Genomic DNA, 17,279 nt, shown 5'->3' with positions numbered 1-17,279 from the left:
CTCCTTATTCTGTCCGATGCTAGAACCTAGAACCTAGAACCTAGAACCTAGAACCTTCTTTTTATTCGCTAATCGCTCTAGCCACTTTCGATCCAGACTGGCGGCCAAGGGCGAGGCTTATCTTGTTACCAGCATCAACCAGTTTAGTTAGGTCTATTCCGGTTTCTATGCCAAGCCCATGCAGCATATATACTAAGTCTTCAGTGGCTAAGTTACCTGAAGCACCCTTAGCGTAAGGGCATCCGCCAAGGCCCGCGACCGATGAATCAATCACACTGACGCCGGTTTCTAAGCAGGCCAGAATGTTGGCTAGCGCTTGGCCGTAGGTATCATGGAAATGTAATGCCAGTTTGTCTACAGGTACGGCTTTCGCCACCGCTGCAACCATTCTACGGGCATTAAGCGGTGTGCCAACACCAATGGTGTCGCCAAGAGAAATCTCATAGCAGCCCATTTTGTAAAGTAATTCAGACACACGTGCGACTTCGCTAACCGCAATATCACCTTCATATGGGCAGCCTAAGGTGCAAGATACGTAACCGCGAACAGGCACGTTTCTCGCTTTAGCCAGCTCCATAACTGGCCTGAAGCGCTCGATAGACTCAGCAATTGAACAGTTGATGTTCTTTTGGCTAAAGCTTTCTGAAGCTGCGCCAAAAATGGCAACTTCATCGGCGTCAGCGTCAAGCGCAAGTTCCAAGCCTTTTAAATTGGGTGTCAGAGCGCTGTAGGTAACGCCTGTCTTTCGTGCTATGCCCTTAAGCACATCACCAGAGTCTGCCATCTGCGGCACCCATTTAGGTGATACAAAGCTAGCCGCTTCGATACGTTTAATACCCGCAGCGGCTAAATCTTCAATAAGTACTATTTTATCTTGAGTGGTGACCGGTTTTTCATTTTGCAGCCCATCGCGGGCGCCGACTTCAAAGATACTGACTTGATGTGGGTAGGAAGCCATTTATGCACTTTCCTCAGTTTTAGCTGATTCAACTTCGGTAGCTTCAACCTCAGCGAGTAACATACCGTCGCTAACCAGTTCACCGGCCTCAAAGAAAAATGCGCTGACAATGCCGTCAAACGGGGATTCAATGGCGTTTATTACATTAGTCATCTTCATCCGGCCTCTTCCTTTTCAGGGTTTACTTCTGCTTCAACTTCGGCGAGTAACATGCCATCGCTGACCAGTTCACCTGCTTCGAAGAAAAACGCACTGACGATGCCGTCAAATGGGCTTTCTATTGTGTATTCCATCTTCATGGCTTCCATCACCATGATGCCTTGGCCGGCTTTGACGCTATCACCCACAGCGACAAGTTGAGTCACAATGGTGCCGTTCATTGGCGCTTTTAGTTTATCTTCAAGATTATCTTGTTCTTCGATGACTTCTGATAGCAGTGCGCGGTAGTGATAGCTTTTTGAGTCGATAAACAGGGTAAAGTCATCGCCTACTTGGCTCACTGGAAGGCTGATTTTATGTCCGTTAGCTTTATCGCAACGACTCTTACTAAACGTTTGCTCTGTGTTTTCATTATCGAGTTTTTGCAGGCTGATCTCAGCATGCAGCGTCTCAGCGACTAATGCGCCAGTAAGGGTGATTAGGCAGTCATCAAGCTGTAGTTGATATTGGGACTGACCAGCAACTTGCGTTTCAATCAGATCAAGATGATGTATCTCATGATTATCATCTAATAAGGCCACTTGATGCTGACTAGCACTGTTGAGCCTAAAGCCATTATTTTGATGCCAAGGTGAGTAGGGATCATGGCTAGCGTTAGCTGCTAATTGTGCTTGCTGTTTACGGGCACATAACTGATAAAGCGCCGCTAAACTTAATGCTACATTGCTGTTATTAGAGTCCGCTGCTGGTGTTAACAGTGAATCGCCATAGCGCTCGATAAAGTCGGTGCTAAAGTTGGCATCCTTAAATGCCGTGTGCTTGGCAATATTGGCTAAAAATTCAATATTGTGTTTAAGGCCACTGATTTGATAGTCATCTAAGGCGTGTACTAAACGTTGCAGCGCGCGAGGGCGTGATTCATCCCAAGTGATTAGCTTGGAGATCATCGGGTCGTAAAAGTTACTGATCACATCGTTTTCACGCACGCCGGAGTCGATACGCACAAATTGGCTTTGCTTAGGTTCGCGTAAAAAATTGAGTTTTCCGCTAGCGGGTAGAAAGTCATTGTGCGGATCTTCGGCGTAAATGCGCACCTCAAAGGCATGGCCTTCAATTCGCACTTCATCTTGTTTAAGTGGCAACTCACTGCCACTGGCAACCATTAATTGCCATTTAACTAAGTCTTGGCCTGTGACTAACTCTGTGACCGGATGCTCTACTTGAAGGCGAGTATTCATCTCCATAAAGTAGAAACTGTCGTCGGTATCAAGCAGGAATTCGACGGTGCCGGCGCCTTCATAATCAATCGCTTTGGCTGCGGCAACCGCCGCTTCGCCCATTTTGATTCTGAGCGCATCACTTAAACCTGGAGCGGGGGCTTCTTCGACGACTTTTTGATGACGACGTTGAATAGAGCAGTCACGATCAGACAGGTAGATACAGTTACCATGGCTGTCGGCAAACACTTGTACTTCAACATGGCGCGGCTGACGCAGGTAGCGCTCCATCAGGAGCTTGTCGTTACCAAAAGAGCTAATGGCTTCACGTCTTGCTGAGTGAATAGCCTCAAGGGTTTCACTACTGTTTTCAACAATGCGCATGCCTTTACCACCGCCTCCAAAGGCGGCTTTGATCAGCAGAGGAAAGCCCATCTTATTGGCTTGTATGACGAGCAAATCATCGTCTTGAGTATCACCGTGATAACCAGGGACCAGCGGTACATTGGCTGCGCCCATGATCTCTTTGGCGGCGCTTTTACTGCCCATGGAGTCAATTGCCGCTGCACTGGGGCCAACAAAGGCGATATTGGCTTGCTCGCATTTTAGGGCAAATTCAGCGTTTTCAGATAGAAAACCATAACCTGGGTGAATCGCTTGTGCACCAGAGCGTTTGGCGATTTCAATAATCAACTCACCTTTAAGATAAGACTCCGCAGGCGCGCTGCCACCTAAATAAAACGCCTCATCTGCCATAGCAACGTGGCGGGCGTCGATATCGGCATCTGAATACAAAGCAACAGTGCGTAAACCCATGGATTTTGCGGTTTGTATGATCCGGCAGGCAATTTCGCCGCGATTGGCAATTAGCAGTTTAGTAAACATATTATTTGGCTCCTTGCCCGCTGGCGGTTTGGTTATTATTTTTTGTTGCCGCGTTAAAGTCGGTCGTTGTTGGCCATTTTGGCGGGAGCTTTTCAAAGAAGGCATTAAGGCCTTCTTGCCCTTCATCTGAAACACGAATACGGGCGATCCGCTCGCTAGTGCGATCTAACGTTGTTTGATCGATAACGCCATTTTCTAGGGTGGAAAGTAGCGCCTTAGCCCAGGCCATACCCTGTGGACTGTTACTCAGTAGTGATTCAATGATGGGGGGGGCGGCCGCATCGAGTTCGTCATTAATCTCATGGATGATCTGTAGCTCAAGTGCTTTTTGCGCATTGAACCGCTCAGCGGTGAGCATGTAACGGCGCGCAGCGCGTTGGCCCATCGCGCGAGTGACATAAGGGCTAATCACTGCAGGAATTAAACCCAGTTTGACTTCACTCAAGCAAAAGCTGGCGCGCTCATTGGCAATGGCGATATCGCTGCAGCAGATAAGCCCGAGTGCACCGCCAAAGGCTGCCCCTTGTACGAGGGCAATCGTGGGTTTAGGAAATTTATCGAGTACTGACATCAGTTTTGCCAGCTCGTTGGCGTCAGCTAAGTTCTGCTCAAAATCCATCTTGGCTTGCTTGCGCATCCAGTTAAGATCGGCGCCAGCGCTGAAGTTTTTACCGTTGGCTTTAAGCACTAATACTTGGCACTTTGGATTGACGGCGAAGTGTTCAAGTACTGTGATCATTTCCTTAATCATCACTTCATCAAAGGCGTTATGCTTATCGCTGCGGTCGAGCACCATTTGCGCCACGCCGCCATCGACTGAGCAGTTTACATATGCTAATTGCTCGGTCAGTTGTTCGGTGTCTGTGGTGACTGATGTATTCATTATTGTTGGTCCATTTTATTGTCTGAGTCGATGGTTTTTGGCTTAAATGGCAAACTGCCATTACATGCGAAATACACCAAACTTAGTGTCTTCAATTGGAGCATTTAGCGCGGCTGAAAGCGCTAAACCAACTACATCACGGGTTTGAACCGGATCGATAATCCCATCGTCCCATAAGCGGGCGCTGGCATGGTACGGATGACCTTCTTTATCGTATTGCTCAACAATGGGTTTACGGAATGCTTGTTCTTCATCATCAGACCACTCAAGGCCCTTACGTGCCAGCCCGTCACGTTTAACCGTTGCTAATACGCCCGCGGCTTGTTCTCCACCCATTACGGATATGCGGGCATTGGGCCACATCCACATCATAGTGGGCTCAAATGCACGGCCACACATGCCGTAATTACCCGCGCCGTAGCTACCGCCAATAATGACGGTAAATTTAGGTACGTTAGCGCAAGACACCGCAGTCACCATTTTTGCGCCGTGTTTTGCTATGCCTTCATGTTCGTATTTTTTACCCACCATAAAACCGGTGATATTTTGCAGGAACAAGAGTGGAATTTTGCGTTGGCAACACAGTTCAATAAAGTGCGCGCCTTTTTGCGCAGACTCCGAGAATAAGATGCCGTTATTGGCCACAATCCCTACCGGATAGCCATGAATGCGGGCAAAGCCACACACTAAGGTATTGCCGTAATTGGCTTTAAACTCATCAAAGTCTGAGTCATCGACAAGGCGAGCAATCACCTCTTTTACATCGAACGGCTTTTTAAGATCAGTGCCTACGATGCCGTAAAGCTCATTGATATCAAATTTAGGTGGTTTTACTGGGCTAAGCTGAGCAGTAATTTGTTTTTGATGATTAAGGCGAGTCACCGCTTTACGGGCAAGCTCTAGCGCGTGTTCATCGTTTTGCGCCATATGATCCGCCACGCCCGAAATTTTGGTGTGCACTTCAGCGCCGCCTAGCTCCTCTGCTGTGACTTCTTCACCGGTTGCGGCTTTAACTAGCGGAGGACCTGCCAAGAAAATGGTGCCTTGTTCTTTAACGATGATTGACTCATCGGCCATAGCGGGCACATACGCACCGCCTGCGGTGCAAAGCCCCATTACCACTGCAATTTGCGGAATGCCTTTGGCTGACATCTGCGCTTGGTTATAGAAAATTCGCCCAAAATGGTCTCTATCTGGAAAGACTTCATCTTGGCGGGGCAGGTTCGCGCCGCCAGAGTCCACGAGATAAATACAAGGTAGGTGGCAACGACTGGCAATATCTTGGGCGCGTAGATGCTTTTTAACGGTAACGGGGTAATAGGTGCCACCCTTTACTGTGGCATCGTTGGCGATAATCATGCATTCAACGCCACTTACGCGGCCAATACCTGCGATGACACCCGCTGCAGGCACTACATCTTCATAAAGCTCAAAGGCGGCAAATTGAGAAATTTCTAGAAAAGGAGAGCCCGGATCCAGCAGTTTTTCTACCCGCTGACGCGGAAGCAGTTTGCCACGAGAAAGGTGACGGCTACGGGCGACTTCTCCGCCGCCTTGCTCAATCTGATGTAGTTTTAGTTTTAAGTCTTGAACCACTGTAGCCATGTCATCAAATTTAGCTTTAAACTCATCGCTACGTGTATTAATACGACTGCTAAGTTGCGTCACAATTTCAATCCTTTTGAAGCTGGAAGAGTGAGGCGGCTAACCGCCCTTATGCTTTGCTATAAACCCGTGATATCGAGCATAAGCATTACTTTGATTCGTTAAATAGCTCGCGGCCTATCAGCATACGGCGAATTTCAGAGGTACCCGCACCGATTTCATACAGCTTGGCATCACGCAATAAGCGACCAGTGGCGTATTCATTGACATAACCGTTACCGCCAAGAAGCTGAATGGCATCTAGGGCCATCTTGGTGGCAAGTTCTGCAGAATAAAGGATTGCACCTGCTGCATCTTTACGGGTGGTTTCGCCGCGATCACAAGATTTCGCGACGTTGTAGATATAAGATTTGGCAGCGTTCATGCCGGTGTACATATCGGCAAGCTTGCCCTGTACTAGCTGGAATTGACCAATCGATTTACCAAATTGCTCACGCTCGTGAATATAAGGCACGACGATATCCATACAGGCTGTCATGATCCCAAGCGGGCCACCAGACAGCACCACGCGTTCGTAATCAAGTCCGCTCATCAAGACTTTAACGCCGTTGTTGAGGCCACCAAGAATGTTCTCTTCTGGTACTTCACAATCTTCAAATACCAATTCACAGGTGTTTGAGCCGCGCATACCGAGTTTGTCTAGCTTCTGCGCCGTGCTAAAGCCTTTAGAGCCGCGCTCAACAATAAATGCCGTAATGCCGTGGGCACCTTTATCGAGATCGGTTTTGGCATAGATAACATAGGTATGAGCATCAGGACCGTTGGTGATCCACATTTTGTTGCCGTTGAGTATGTATCTGTCACCCTCTTTGCGGGCGTGTAGTTTCATTGATACAACATCAGATCCCGCATTGGGCTCACTCATCGCAAGGGCGCCAATGTGTTCACCTGTGATGAGCTTGGGTAAGTACTTGGCTTTTTGTTCGCTATTACCGTTGCGGTTAATTTGGTTAACACATAGGTTGGAGTGCGCGCCGTAGCTAAGACCAATAGATGCTGAAGCGCGCGAGATCTCCTCCATAGCGACCACGTGGGCCAAGTAGCCCATTTCAGCTCCCCCATACTCTTCAGATACCGTCACGCCGAGCAGCCCCATATCGCCAAGTACAGGCCAAAGCTCATTAGGAAAAGCGTTATCGAGATCTGTTTTGGCGGCGATTGGTGCGATTTCGTTGGCTGCGAAGCTTTGCACTGCGTCGCGCAGCATATCGACTTCTTCACCGAGGCCAAAGTTTAGAGATGAGTAGAGTTGAGTCATGTGCTTGTGTCCTGTCAAATGTTGTTTAGTCAAGTTCACTGATCTATGCCGTGATACTTGGAAATTTTAATATAATTATTGGGTTACTCTATTAATGGCAATTGCAGATAATGTCATTGCAAAATAAAAGCCCATTACTGGGCGTTGTGTTCGAGTGCATCGCGGCATTGTTGTTCAGCCGAATTAAGCTCCATCAGTACGACTTTGATGTCGTCCATCTGTTGTTGAAGTGAAACCTTTTTATCTTCAACGAGCTCTAGCATGGTATGTAGCTGACTACTGCTATTCTTGTCGGCATCGTACAGTTCAAATAAACGTCTGGTTTCAGCCAATGAAAAGCCTAACCGTTTACCGCGTAAGATAAGCTTCAATCTCACTCTATCTTTAAGGCTGTAGATCCGTGTTTGACCACGGCGCTTTGGTTTTAAAAGACCTTGGTCTTCATAAAAACGAATACTACGAGTCGTGATATCAAACTCTTTAGAGAGATCACTGATTGAGTATGTCGTTTGTGGGAGCTGCTTCTCTACCATCAAATAACACCATAATTGTTTACATTAATTGCACGATATATGAAGTTTACGTAAAGGTAAAGTTTACACCTGTCAGATACCCTTGTTTTAATGTCAATTGGGGTTGCCACTAGGTTAAATTTACCGCTATAGGGCTTATTGCTTTACGCGTGGAGTTGTATATTTATTCCTTTTAAACAGTGAGTTGTGTCATTCTCGTGGTTTTTGTTAGCAGTGTTTTTGCGTATTTCACCTACTCATTCTAAGGTCTAATGGGGATTTTTTAATCGTCAGAGCATAATGCGGTTAAGTAATAAATGGACGAAAAACGCTCGCTAGCGGTGCAATATGTTACCGAGATCTAGCAAACTGGAGTCAGTATTGTGAAAGATAAGAATAAGCAATTACATGCTAAATCAATTAACCAACCAGAGATATTTTGGGCAGAAGCTGCCAGCCAAATCGATTGGTTTTCCCCTTGGGATAGCGTACTAGATGACAGTGAGGCGCCATTTTACCACTGGTTTAAAGGCGGCAAACTTAACACTTGTTATAACGCAGTAGATAGACATGTTGCAGCGGGTCGAGGTTCACAAATTGCGCTGCAATATGTGAGCCCTGTAACTGACACTGAATATGGGATCTCTTATAGAGAGTTACAGGCGCAAGTGAGTCGACTCGCAGGTTACATGGACTCTATTGGTGTGAAAAAGGGCGACCGAGTGGTGATTTATATGCCAATGGTGCCAGAAACGGCATTTGCTATGCTAGCCTGCGCACGTATTGGCGCAATTCATTCAGTAGTGTTTGGTGGCTTTGCGGCTAATGAACTTGCGACCCGTATTAATGATGCTAAACCAAAACTAATTCTTTCAGCATCTTGCGGTATTGAGCCATCAGGGGTTATCCCATATAAACCGCTACTCGATGCAGCGTTAGATCAAGCCAGCCATAAAGTCGACCATTGCTTGATATTAAACCGAGGTCAGCTTGAAGCCGAGTTGAAACCTGATCGAGATATTGATTGGCAGGCAGCGGTGGCTGCAGCGCCTAATATCGATTGCCAACCCTTAGACGCTACCGACCCGCTTTATATTTTGTATACATCAGGCACCACAGGCCAACCAAAAGGCGTGGTACGCGACAACGGCGGCCATGCGGTGGCACTTGCTTGGTCGATGAAGCACATCTATGACATTAATGCAGGTGATGCTTTTTGGGCCGCATCGGATGTCGGCTGGGTTGTTGGTCACTCCTATATTGTCTATGGTCCATTATTAGTCGGGGCGACAAGTATCTTGTATGAAGGTAAACCCATTGGTACGCCGGACCCTGGTGCATTTTGGCGAACGATTGCTAAATACAAGGTGAAAAGCTTCTTTACAGCTCCGACAGCGATTAGGGCGATTAAACGTGATGACCCCAATGGTGACTATTTACAGGGCATAGACTTAAGTTGCTTGAGAAATGTGTTCTTAGCGGGCGAGCGCTGCGACCCAGATACCTTGCACTGGACTGAAGACAAGCTTAAAAAGCCTGTGATTGACCATTGGTGGCAAACGGAAACTGGCTGGCCTGTAGCGGCAAACTTGATGGGATATGCGCCTGTCGAGGTCAAGGCGGGCTCTCCTGCATTAGCGGTGCCCGGTTATCAAATTGATGTGGTTGATGTGATGGGCGATGAGGTCGAGGCGAATGAATCCGGTAATGTGGTGATTAAACTGCCGCTGCCACCGGGAACGTTAACGACCTTGTGGCAAAACGAGCAGCGTTATAAAGACAGTTATCTGTCAATGTACCCCGGTTATTACTTAACGGGAGATGCGGGCTATAAAGATAAAGAGGGCTACTTATATATAATGAGCCGCATCGACGACATTATTAATGTGGCTGGGCATCGACTGTCAACGGGGCGCTTTGAAGAGGTTCTGTGCCAGCATGATGCTGTTGCTGAAGCGGCGGTGATAGGGGTTAAAGATCCCTTAAAAGGCCAAGTGCCATTAGGACTAGTGGTACTTAAAAAAGGTGTAACGCTTAATGATGATGACTTAAATCACCAGCTCATGAGTTTAGTGCGTCAAGAGATAGGGCCTGTGGCCTCGTTTAGGCTAGTGAGTGCGGTGCAAAAACTGCCTAAAACCCGTAGCGGTAAAATTTTGCGTGGCACCATGCGTAATATTGCCGATAATCAAAGTTACAATGTACCGGCGACCATAGAAGATCCTGCAACCTTAGATATCGTTCGTAACACCCTGACACGTATGGGCTATGCCGATGCGCATGTATAAAGAAGGTTCTAGGAAAAGCAAGTCCTAGCAGCGAGGAAAGCGAAGACAAAGCTATTGAGCCGCTATCGCTGGATCTTGTGTAGGTCGGCATTTATGCCGTCAGGGGAATGATGCTTGCTGATGGGTCTTATACTGATAGGCATTAACCTGCAAATGCAGAAAAAAGCTGAAACTTAGGTTTCAGTTTTTTTCGTTTTTGAACTAAATTCATTGTTCACGATTAATGTATAAATGTTAACGCATTTGGCTTTATCTGGTAATTAAGTTACCAAAGTCTGTATAATCGCCAACAAAATTAAACCTGTCATCTCAATAAGCAATGGGTGCGATTGTTGCTTATACAAAATAATAGATGGGTAATCCTCTGTGACCTACGGAATTAATCGACATGAATAACCAAAATCAGCTCTATGATATCGGTGTGATTGGCTTAGGGGTAATGGGTAAGAACCTTGCGCTCAATATAGCGGATAATCAATATCGCGTCGCAGTATTTGACCTTGATAATATCAAGGTGCAAGACACTGTTAAGCAAGAAGAACTCGAACGTAAACAATACCTCAAGCAGATAACTGAACCCCGTATCGAAGCCTGTAACAATCTTTCTGAAATGTTATCTAAATTAGATAAGCCGCGTGTACTCGTTTTGTCTGTTCCTGCGGGTGCTCCGGTCGATGGTGTGTGCCAGTCATTAATTGAAGCTGGTATTGAGGCCGATGATATCGTTATCGATACGGGCAATAGCCTTTGGACCGATACGGTTGAGCGCGAGCAGCGTTACGCTAATGATTTTCAATTTTTTAGCTGCGCGGTTTCTGGCGGTGAAGTCGGTGCACGTTTTGGCCCATCATTGATGCCAAGCGGCAGCTTAACTGCCTGGAAGAGAATAGAGCCAATTTGGCAAGCCATCGCCGCCAAAGTCGATGCTAAAACAGGTTTACCTATCGAACGCTTTGAGCCGGGCAACCCGGTCAAAGAAGGCGAACCTTGTACTACTTATATTGGGCCTGCGGGTTCTGGTCATTACGTCAAAATGGTGCATAACGGCATTGAATATGCTGATATGCAGCTCATTTGCGAAGCATATCAATTACTGAATCAAGGTTTAGGATTAAGCCCAAGTGAAGTAGCGGATGTGTTTGAGCGCTGGGATCAAGGCAGTTTAAATAGCTACTTAATGCAGATCAGCGCCGATGTGCTCAAACAAGCAGACCCATTAACCGGCGCGCCGCTGGTTGATTTGATTTTAGATAAGGCTGGCCAAAAAGGCACGGGTCTTTGGACTGCGGTCAGCAGTTTACAAATTGGCTGCCCAGCCCCCACAATTGCTGAAGCGGTTTATGCCCGTGCAGTCAGTACTCAAAAAGCGCAAAGGCAGCAACTTAGCCAAGTATTATCAGGGCCAAGCGAAGTGCTTTTAGCCACGATTAACCGCGGTGAAAAGCAGACATTTATCGACCAGCTTGAAAATGCGCTCTATTGTGCAAAAGTGTCTTGTTACGCCCAAGGTTTTCAGTTGATGGCGATGCAGGCTAAAGAGCAAGCTTGGCAGTTAGATTTTGCTGAAATTGCAAAAATTTGGCGAGCGGGCTGTATTATCCGTGCCACCTTCTTGCAGTCGATCACTCAGGCCTATCAGCATGATAGTGAGCTTGAGAACCTGTTAATGGCCGAGACGTTTGCAACCGCGCTGTCAGAAAAACAAAATGATTGGCGCTTGGCTGTATCGACGGCAGTGATGAGTGGTATTCCTGCGCCATGTATCAGCTCGGCGCTTGCTTATTACGACAGCTACCGTAGTGAAACTTTACCGGCGAGTTTACTGCAAGGGCAGCGAGATTATTTTGGTGCTCACACTTTTGAACGAACAGACAAGCCAGCGGGTGAGAAATACCACTTAAACTGGAGCGGTGATCGCAGCTTGCATAAGGTGTAACCGCTTCTGTGTCGCTGAAACTAAAAAGCCTATCAATCGATAGGCTTTTTAGTTTCTAGCTGTGGCGATAACGCTTTAAGCTAAGCCATCCAAATATCGGCCAGAAGACCGAGACTGAATAATGCGCTGAAAATCATAGTGAGCTTAGCAGTGCGCCCAAGTAATGGATTTAACGCAGCGCCAGTGACGTCATTAAAGTCACGCGTTAAGGTTCTTGCCATAATAAATGCCAGTCCAGCTAACAGTACGGGTAAACCTGGCAGCGCTCCCATAAAGAAGCCTGCAATAATGATCGCAAATGGCAGATACAAGAAGCTTTGGTAGAAGATGCGAGATTGTTCTAGACCCATACGAACCGCGAGGGTCTTTTTACCTGCTTTGAGATCAGTTTCCATATCGCGAGTATTATTCACTAGCATAATCGCTGCATTTAGAAAGCCGATGGCACTGCCAAGTAGCCATGCGCTGGTTGCCGTTTCACCGGCTTGCAGAAAGTAACTGCCGACAACTGCAACAAGGCCGAAAAATACAAATGCGGCAACTTCACCTAAACCATGGGAAGCCAGTGGGTAGGGGCCGCCGCTATAGCCAAGGGCGCCAAGTATCGCAGCTGCCGCTAAGAAAGCAATCGGTAGACCGCCATGGTAGATAAGCACAGAGCCAACAAGTAACGCCAGTACCAAACATAAGGTCATCGCATTGCGCACAGCCTTTGGGCTTAACATGCCACTTTGGGTGACACGAACTGGGCCCACACGTTCTTCAGTATCGACGCCACTTTTAAAGTCAAAATAGTCATTAGCCAAGTTGACAGCAATTTGTAATAGCAGAGCACAGAGCATTGAAATAACAGCAATGAAAAAGCTGAATTGCTCAAGTTGCAATGCGAGTACGTTACCAACCAGCAGTGGTCCAATCGCCGCAGGCAAGGTGCGAGGGCGGATGGCAAGTATCCAAGGATTCATGGTTATATTTACTTACAGAGGTTTACGTCAAAGAAAGTTGACATAAAGGTAAAAAAAGTTGGCATAGCATAGCAAATTTAACAAGTTGTAAAAAGTGGATTTTATGAGCCTAAAAGTGGTCAGCTTAACAAATTGCTCAGCATTATCCTTTTTCAGTTTGGAGGATTGAATAATTTTGAACTAGCGCACATCTGTTAGGCAGGAGTGTATGCAATATTATATCCCTAGAGTGAACTCAAGAATTATCGCTTTAATCCTCGCTGTAGAGATGATACTGCTGTCTTAGCAGTCAACGACTACATTTGTAATGAACAAATTTGTTTAGAGGTCGAAAACTATGCGTTTTGAGGGACAAGTCGCGATAGTGACAGGCGCGGCATCAGGCTTAGGAAGAGCCTATGCGATAGCCCTAGCTGAGCGAGGAGCACGAGTCGTTTTGGTTGATAACGAAACGAGTCAAACAAGGGATGTTAGCTCCAGCGAGATGTTAAACTTGGAGCCTGATTCGGGGCTTAAAATCTGTGGCGAAGCCATTACAGCCCTAGGTGGAGAGTTTAAATCGTTTATATTGGATGTGACTCGTACCGACGACATAGACACAATGCTTAATGATGTGGTGCAAAGCTGGGGTCGAGTCGATATTTTAATTAATAATGCCGGTATACATCAACCTTGTGCTTTTGAGCAGATGAGTCCGTCTAACTGGAAGCACCAGCTCGATGTCGATCTTAACGGTACCTTCTACATGACTAAAGCCGTTTGGCCTCTGATGAAGCGCCAAAGTTATGGCCGTGTGGTCATGAGTAGTGCCAGTGCTGTATATGGTGATATGTATGAAACCAGTTTCAGCGCGAGCAAAATGGCGGTGATGGGTTTGGTTAATAGCCTTCACCTAGAGGGCGCAGAGCACGGTATCGCAGTCAATAGTATTATTCCCCATGCGGTCACATCAATGACAGCGGCTCACCTAGCGCCCACAGTAAGGCCCCTATTTTCAAAAACTACAGTTACAGCAACCATGTTGTACTTGTGTAGCTCTAAGTGTCCATCTGGTCAGCACTTGTTGGCTGCTGCGGGCGGCATTAGCCATGCAGCACTGGTTGAGTTTTCTCCGAGCCGTTTTAATGCCGAAGAATGCACCCCTGAGGTGATCACTGAGCGCTGGTCTGATATTTATATGGCACAACCGGTAGCAGCCCATCGAAGTGGAGAAGCCCAAGTGCTTGCTTGGGCAAAGGCTGCGGCTAATCAGCGTCATATTCAATTAAAGTAATCTAAAAAGCTCAAGCTATCGTATGGGCATACTAAGACTTGAACCCTCTTTGGTTAATGGCATGAATGATGCATTATTTTACGAATGCATCTTGTGTTATTCATCTGGTTGCCAATTAGCCGACGTTTAGCTGAGCGACTGCATAAAGCTGGCTAGGTTAGGGGATCTTGAGTTAAGCTTATGGCCATAATTAGCTGAGTGTTTAGGTTGAAATGAGCCAAGTATTAGATGATCTATTAGCATTACTTTCTTTAGAGAAGATTGAAGAAGGGTTGTTTCGTGGACAAAGCCAAGATTTAGGTTTTGGACATGTCTTTGGTGGGCAAGTTATGGGACAAGCCTTAAGCGCCGCGAAACAGACTGTGTGTTCAGATCGTAAGGTGCATTCTTTACATTCTTATTTTTTGCGTGCCGGTGATGAAAAGCTCCCCATCGTTTATGATGTCGAAATTATGCGTGATGGTGGCAGTTTTAGCGCACGCAGAGTCAAAGCTATTCAAAAAGGTCGGCCAATCTTTTACATGACATGTTCGTTTCAAACTCATGAAGAGGGCTATGGACATCAAGCGATAATGCCAGATGTTGCAGGCCCTGAAGGCTTGCTTAACCAACAAGAATTAGCGATGACGCTGCGCGATAAAGTGCCCTCGAGAGTGCTTGAAAAGTTTATGGCGGACACTCCGATTGAGATGCGCTTAGTTAACCCAAGTGACCCGATTGCGCCTAAAGCATCTGAACCTATTCGTCATGTGTGGATCCGTGCAAACGGCACCGTACCTGATAATTTCTGTGTCCACGATTATCTGCTCGCTTATGCATCAGACTTTAATTTCTTAGTGACCGCAGCCCAGCCACATGGGGTCTCATTTTTGACGCCTGGTATGCGCATGGCGACCATAGATCACGCTATGTGGTTCCACCGCCCATTTGATTTAAGTCAGTGGTTGCTCTATAGCATTGACAGCCCTAATGCCAGTGGTGGTAGAGGCTTTGTAAGAGGCCAATTTTTTAATCAGCAAGGTGAGTTGGTGGCGTCAGCCACACAAGAAGGCCTTATCCGTATGACAAAGAAAGCCTAAGCATAATTTGAGTAACATAGGATGAGTAACATGATGTCATTAATGAAGAAGAGTCTCGTACTGCTGTGTATGTTGGTATTAACCGCGTGCGTGACCGTTCAAGAAAAACCGCCAGTGGTCGTCAATGGCGCTGCAGGTTATCTTGAAAAGTTAGCCTTACCGCAAGGTAGTTCGATTACGATTGCGATTATAGACCTAGATACACCTGGTGTTATTGTGGCGCAAAAGAGCTTTGATATTGTCAGAGCACCTGTACCATTTAAGTTTTTACTGCCAGCAGATACCATCGACGACAGTATTCATTATGGCGTAGTTGCGATGATCCAATATCAGGGGAAGGTAATTTTCCAAACTTACGATCGTTACCCTGTGATTAACAATAATAAGTACACCACCGAGGTGTTGATGAAAGCGGTGCCAGCCCCATAAATCAACCTCACAGAAAAAGGAGCTAAGGCTCCTTTTTTATTGCCTAAAATAGGCTGATGCGGTTAATAATACCAATTGACCCAAATGGGGGGGAAGCACTGAAATGACAGTTATTAAGCTTTTGTTGAGAAAAACTTTTGACCATTAAAATAGACGTTGAAACGCAAATAAAGCTCTGGTTACTTGAAGATGAATACCGGCTCAATGCTTTGCTAATTGCCGAGCAGCTTAAGCTAAACGATTGGATGCTAGCGGCAGGTTTTGTCCGAAATTTGGTGTGGGACAAATTACATAGCTTACACAGCCCGCTCAATGATATCGACCTGATTTATTTTGATCCCAGTGACTTATCCGTTGATAAGGATACTGCAATTGAAGCTGAGCTAAGCCGAATCGCGCCTATGTACCCATGGTCAGTTAAAAACCAAGCGAGAATGCACCTGCGTAACCAGCATAAAGGATATACATCAAGCCTTGATGCCATGAGCTATTGGCCTGAAAAGCAAACGGCTGTTGGGGTGAGCTGCCAATTAACATCAAATCCGTTATCATTATTAGTATCAACATCAATATCCGCAGCAAAATCAACAGCATCAACACATTCATTAGGGCAAGCAGAAATAAGTTTACATAGCCCGTTTGAACCTGAGTACCTGTTTGATCTGTCGTTGCAACACAACTCTAAAGCAAAGCGTGCTTTGTTTGAACAACGAGTGAAAAATAAGCGGTGGTTGCAAACCTACCCAAAGCTGCGAGATAATGGTTAGTGGTGAACTTATGAGCATTCAATATTTGTTTTGTTGATATATTGTCTGACACATTAGGGCATAGCTAGGGGCGATGTTGGTATCGCTTGCTGGTGTTTGCGTGTTAGTCATTGCCGTTGTTCTAAATTTTTCTTGCTGTAAATGGTGGCTTAACCGATGGAACCTTACCTTGATGCGATTAAAGAGATTAAAGCGTTAGCGACCGCAGAGGAGATCCATCGGGTTGATGATATATCGATATATCTTGAGCGGTTTACTGACCTTGATTTAATTGCCTCCGGTATCTACGCCGAGGTGTACGAAGTGCCTGGAGAGCCAGACAAAGTCGTCAAACTGTGCAACAGTAAGATTGATGGCTACTACCTGTTTGCTCGCTGGTGTATGCGCCCAGAAAATCAAGATAATCCCCATGTTCCCACCATCCATCGTGAAGATACCGTTGAATTAAGCAGTGGCCGCGTAGTGCGCTTTTATGTGCTTGAGCGACTAGAAGACATCACCGATGATGGTACAGAGCCTACCCGTCCCAGCCATTTTCACGATGATGACTTTGGCAAGCTTTGGGGCACCTTGCGCACAATGACATTGCCATTTGCCGATCCACAGAAGCCTTTTACCGATGAGGTCCAAAGCGTCGATGAGTTTGTTGAGCAGATCCAAGAGCCACGTTCGCATTTCTATATGAATTCCGCAGAGCGCAAGCCTGTGGTGATTGAAGATAACATCATTGACGAATATGAAGAGCTACTGAAAACCTTGTTTGAGGTGCTAAGCTTTATTGATGACCATGGGGTAATGGACTTGCATGGAGGCAACTACATGCTACGAGGTGACACCATTGTGATTACCGATCCCATTTCTCACAAATATGCGAGTTGATAGAGATTAATGTGTGATTGAATTAATAACAAAAAAGGGCTGATTATAAAGTAATGCCGTTCACTTAAGGTGAACGGCATTTTTATTTTTGGCATACCGTTGAGGCCTTGGTTTTACTGTTCTGGG

At 46.3% G+C, this 17,279-nt stretch carries 15 protein-coding genes; 7 read left to right on the top strand and 8 right to left on the bottom strand.

Annotated elements, in window-relative coordinates; translation table 11 throughout:
• Positions 1-61 precede the first annotated feature (61 nt).
• The 7 genes from ACVBIO_RS16340 to ACVBIO_RS16310 all read right to left on the bottom strand — a co-directional run bounded on the left by ACVBIO_RS16340 (position 62) and on the right by ACVBIO_RS16310 (position 7,558).
• Positions 62-958, bottom strand: coding sequence for a hydroxymethylglutaryl-CoA lyase (locus ACVBIO_RS16340; RefSeq protein WP_447172999.1), 897 nt, complete (start codon positions 956-958; stop codon positions 62-64).
• Positions 959-1,117, bottom strand: coding sequence for a 3-methylcrotonyl-CoA carboxylase (locus ACVBIO_RS16335; protein ID WP_447169243.1), 159 nt, complete (start codon positions 1,115-1,117; stop codon positions 959-961).
• Complete coding sequence (locus ACVBIO_RS16330) at positions 1,114-3,219, bottom strand: ATP-binding protein (protein WP_447172998.1); 2,106 nt, start codon at positions 3,217-3,219, stop codon at positions 1,114-1,116. Before ACVBIO_RS16330 ends, ACVBIO_RS16335 begins: the two co-directional genes overlap by 4 nt.
• Position 3,220: 1 nt before the next feature.
• Positions 3,221-4,102, bottom strand: a complete 882-nt coding sequence (locus ACVBIO_RS16325) for an enoyl-CoA hydratase-related protein (RefSeq protein WP_447172997.1) — start codon at positions 4,100-4,102, stop codon at positions 3,221-3,223.
• Between the two features lie 60 nt (positions 4,103-4,162).
• Entirely contained in the window at positions 4,163-5,770 is a 1,608-nt protein-coding gene (locus tag ACVBIO_RS16320) for a carboxyl transferase domain-containing protein (protein ID WP_447160528.1), read from the bottom strand.
• An 85-nt stretch (positions 5,771-5,855) separates the two neighbouring features.
• Positions 5,856-7,025, bottom strand: a complete 1,170-nt coding sequence (locus ACVBIO_RS16315; protein ID WP_447160527.1) for an isovaleryl-CoA dehydrogenase — start codon at positions 7,023-7,025, stop codon at positions 5,856-5,858.
• Positions 7,026-7,159: 134 nt separating this feature from the next.
• Entirely contained in the window at positions 7,160-7,558 is a 399-nt protein-coding gene (locus ACVBIO_RS16310; protein ID WP_447160526.1) for a MerR family transcriptional regulator, read from the bottom strand.
• A gap of 362 nt (positions 7,559-7,920) precedes the next feature.
• Between ACVBIO_RS16310 and ACVBIO_RS16305 the strand changes: the two genes are divergently transcribed.
• A complete protein-coding gene (locus ACVBIO_RS16305) occupies positions 7,921-9,825 on the top strand; it encodes a propionyl-CoA synthetase (RefSeq protein WP_447160525.1) in 1,905 nt (634 codons plus the stop codon).
• A gap of 388 nt (positions 9,826-10,213) precedes the next feature.
• Positions 10,214-11,761, top strand: coding sequence for an NADP-dependent phosphogluconate dehydrogenase (gene gndA / locus ACVBIO_RS16300; protein WP_447160524.1), 1,548 nt, complete (start codon positions 10,214-10,216; stop codon positions 11,759-11,761).
• A gap of 80 nt (positions 11,762-11,841) precedes the next feature.
• On the opposite strand, the gene ACVBIO_RS16295 is transcribed toward gndA, so the two are convergent.
• Complete coding sequence (locus ACVBIO_RS16295) at positions 11,842-12,726, bottom strand: 1,4-dihydroxy-2-naphthoate polyprenyltransferase (protein ID WP_447160523.1); 885 nt, start codon at positions 12,724-12,726, stop codon at positions 11,842-11,844.
• Positions 12,727-13,063: 337 nt separating this feature from the next.
• On the opposite strand from ACVBIO_RS16295, the gene ACVBIO_RS16290 reads away from it, so the two are divergent.
• From ACVBIO_RS16290 to ACVBIO_RS16270, 5 genes are all read left to right on the top strand, one after another.
• Positions 13,064-13,999, top strand: a complete 936-nt coding sequence (locus tag ACVBIO_RS16290; RefSeq protein ID WP_447172996.1) for an SDR family NAD(P)-dependent oxidoreductase — start codon at positions 13,064-13,066, stop codon at positions 13,997-13,999.
• Between the two features lie 212 nt (positions 14,000-14,211).
• Positions 14,212-15,078: an acyl-CoA thioesterase II gene (gene tesB, locus ACVBIO_RS16285; protein ID WP_447172995.1), complete on the top strand. Its 867-nt coding sequence runs from the start codon at positions 14,212-14,214 to the stop codon at positions 15,076-15,078.
• Positions 15,079-15,108: 30 nt separating this feature from the next.
• A complete protein-coding gene (locus ACVBIO_RS16280) occupies positions 15,109-15,507 on the top strand; it encodes a YbaY family lipoprotein (protein WP_447160520.1) in 399 nt (132 codons plus the stop codon).
• 137 nt (positions 15,508-15,644) lie between these two features.
• The gene (locus ACVBIO_RS16275) at positions 15,645-16,274 is read left to right on the top strand and encodes a nucleotidyltransferase family protein (RefSeq protein ID WP_447163572.1); all 630 of its coding nucleotides are present in this window, start codon (positions 15,645-15,647) and stop codon (positions 16,272-16,274) included.
• 156 nt (positions 16,275-16,430) lie between these two features.
• On the top strand, positions 16,431-17,153 hold the full coding sequence (locus ACVBIO_RS16270; RefSeq protein ID WP_447163571.1) for a hypothetical protein: 723 nt from the start codon (positions 16,431-16,433) through the stop codon (positions 17,151-17,153).
• The last annotated feature ends 126 nt before the right edge of the window (positions 17,154-17,279 follow it).

The organism is Shewanella sp. 0m-8 (assembly GCF_052977265.1).
The sequence above is the reverse complement of the archived record's forward strand: the minus strand, read 5'-3'. Positions and strand labels throughout refer to the sequence as shown.